The 2,762-nt window shown below is 62.2% G+C and carries 5 protein-coding genes; all 5 read right to left on the bottom strand.

What is annotated here, in order from left to right; all coding sequences use genetic code 11:
• Window positions 1–782 (bottom strand): transposase (locus ABYB95_RS20860; protein ID WP_372661407.1); only part of this gene is annotated, 782 nt, incomplete at its 3' end.
• Between the two features lie 80 nt (window positions 783–862).
• Window positions 863–1,174 (bottom strand): IS66 family insertion sequence element accessory protein TnpB, encoded by a 312-nt coding sequence (tnpB, locus tag ABYB95_RS20855; protein WP_011804029.1) that lies wholly within the window; start codon window positions 1,172–1,174, stop codon window positions 863–865.
• A gap of 20 nt (window positions 1,175–1,194) precedes the next feature.
• Window positions 1,195–1,602 carry a transposase gene (locus ABYB95_RS20850; RefSeq protein WP_372661410.1) on the bottom strand — a complete coding sequence of 136 codons (408 nt, stop codon included), beginning with the start codon at window positions 1,600–1,602 and terminating at the stop codon, window positions 1,195–1,197.
• Window positions 1,603–1,781: 179 nt separating this feature from the next.
• Window positions 1,782–2,270 (bottom strand): hypothetical protein, encoded by a 489-nt coding sequence (locus tag ABYB95_RS20845; RefSeq protein WP_372661403.1) that lies wholly within the window; start codon window positions 2,268–2,270, stop codon window positions 1,782–1,784.
• 44 nt (window positions 2,271–2,314) lie between these two features.
• Window positions 2,315–2,762, bottom strand: a 448-nt coding sequence (locus ABYB95_RS20840) for a hypothetical protein (RefSeq protein ID WP_372661401.1), incomplete at its 5' end; no start/stop codon positions are given.

The following is a 2,762-nucleotide window of genomic DNA, read 5'->3' as shown; positions in this document are numbered from 1 at the left end:
GATGGGATGGCCAGGAGTTTACCTTGCATTGCCGCGTCCGGTTTGGGCACGGCTGCCGTTGACGCGTGCAGCGGTGCGTGCGTCGCGGTGGCCGGATTTGGCGCTTCGACCAGCGGTTGCAGTTGCACGCCGCAGCTGCCCACCCACTGCGCCAGGGTCGAGCGTGCCAGCGGCACCCCAGCACGGGCATAGATGGTCTCCTGGCGGTACAGGGGCAGGTGGTCCGCGTACTTGGCCACCAGCACCTGGGCCAGCAAGCCGGTGGTGGCCAGGCCCTTGTCGATGATGTGCGCCTCGACCGGTTTCTGCTTGAGCGTCTGGCAGCATGCGCACACCCATTTGCCGCGCACATGGCGGTGCACCGTGAACACGCCGGGCGTGTAGTCGAGCTTCTCGGCCACGTCCTCGCCCATGCGGCGCATGGCCTGACCGCAGCACTCGGTCACCTCGGGCTCGTGTGTGAATTCCTGGCGCGCCAGTTGTGCCGGCAGTGGCCGGCGCTTGGGTTGCTGGCGTGGGCTGCGCTCTTCAGCCGGGCGCAGCTCCTCGATCTCCTCACCCACTGCCTGCAGGTCTTCTTCGAGGGCATCTTCCAGCAGGCTGCGCTGATCGGCGTTGAGTGCCTCGGTCTTGGCGGCAAACTTCAGCCGCTTGAGGATCGCCATCTCGTAGCTGAGCTTGTCCAGCAGCGTCTGCTTGTGTTTGAGCTCGCTCATGAGGTGCTGCAGCATCTGGCGCATTTGCGCCTCGTTCATGCTCTGCAGATCCACCGTTTCGTTCATGGCCGTCATCATCTGCGATGAGCGGGCAGCCGCCTACTGGCGTATCCACGAATTGAACGCCACCCGACGGGCGACCAACATCACAGCACCGTGATCACAGCGTCTTCTCCCAGGCGCTGCCAGGGCAAGCCCGTGACCAGGGCTTGCAGTTGTTCGACGCTGAGTGTGAGCCGAGGACCAAGGCGCTCATCGCCCCAGGCAAACTTGCCCTGGTTCAGGCGCCGTGCGGCCAGCCAGACGCCAAAGCCATCGTGCACCAGTACCTTCAGGCGGTTGGCTCGTGCGTTGGCAAAGAGGTACGCGTGGTGCGGGCGGGCCGCGCCAAAGACTTGCACCACTCTGGCCAGGGCCGTCTCGGGGCCGGCACGCATGTCCAGCGGTTGCGTGGACATCCAGATCGCATCGACCCGGATCACCGCAACACCTCGCGCAAGAGCGCCCCGCACTGGCCCAGTGGGCACTGCAGGCTGACCACCAGTTCGCCGCGTTGCAGGCGCACCTGGACTGGCGCAGCCAGCGGCGGTAAAGGCGGAGATGGCGGTAAGGCAGCCAGCGCCTGCTCATCATGGGTGCTGGCCGCCATTGCCGCCAGCGGCAGCGAGATGAAGCCGGGCTCAGCATCCGTACAGACGCCCGGTTGAGCGCGCACAGAGCCCGCCTCCCGAATCCATCGGTGCACCATGTTCGCGTGCAGCCCGTGCGACAAGGCCACACCACCGACACTGGCACCGGGCTGCGCGCACGCTGCCACCAACTGTGCCTTGAACGCTTTGCTGTATTCACGCCGGCGCGGCCGGCCTTCGCTTGAAAACTGTTCCATCGTCTCCACGATCCTCCAATCGTGGACACGATGCCCGCTTCTCACGGCACTTTCAATATGGGGTCACCGGACGGATACGCCTCTTCACCGCTTGCATGCGGGTGCGCGTTGTTGGTGCAACGTCGTCAAACCCCGTCGGCCGCACCGTGTTCGCAGGCGACTTTCCTGAGTTGACAGCGCTACGGGCTGCCATAGACGAACTCAGCGCGACCTACGCCGGGCTGATCTGATCGCACGATTAGACGCAGAAAGACACCGTGCCGGTAACCCAGTAGACTGCAGTAACCACCCAGCTTCTCGAAGTCGCGGTCGTCAGATTCTGGGTTGTTGGACTTCTTGAGTTCGAAAACGATGTGGTTGTCGCCAGTACCTCGTCGATGAACAATCACGTCGGGAAAAACTCGGCTCCCGTGCTCAGCGTCGTCGCTTGATCCAAACGCGATTACCTTGGGATCATGGCCGTCACGGTTGTATTCAGAGTCAACGTCCGAGCCCTCGAACGCAGCTTCTACGTAGATCGCGAATCGATGCGTCATCGTCCGTTCGTTCACGTCTGCCTGCAGAAGATACGCGTCGCGGTCTAGGAACGTCTGCACCGCAGTGATCACGGACTCAGCCAGCAGTTTTTCGCCCCGGCAGCTTGCCCGGAGGGCATCAGCCCACGTCATGTGGTTGCTCCATTTGGATGCAGAGTCAACAGAACGACTTCCGCTTATGACAAAGCCGCATCTGGCTTGGGGCCCGGCGTCGAAGCCATGGCTGGAGTTGAATCTGTTGGACCTCCCAGCAGATTTAGCATGTCGGTTATGACGTTTGGAAAGTCCCCCACCGGCGCGAGCCGTGCCAATAGCTCCATCGTCTCCTTGCCGCCGAAATCGGCAATCTGCCTCAACCGGGCGTCCGTGGCTGTGGGATCGGACGCGAGCAACAAAGCCCTTAGATATTCAACGTGAAGGTTGCGCGCTTCGGCCAAAACTTCTGACCAGGTCATGACCGTTATGCGCGTGTCGTGCTCTTCAAACCCTCCCTTGTCATGACCAACAAGCAAGCCCTTGACCGTTATGTTCTTGCTGGTGTAGACGGCGCGGATGATCTTCAGATATTCACCCAACTGACCATACTCTACGGGCTGCAACGTCTTTCCGGCTTCGGGGCCCTTG

It is taken from the genome of Hydrogenophaga sp. (genome assembly GCF_041633695.1).
Lineage (GTDB): Bacteria > Pseudomonadota > Gammaproteobacteria > Burkholderiales > Burkholderiaceae_C > Hydrogenophaga.
This window is presented reverse-complemented; position numbering and strand designations above follow the sequence as displayed.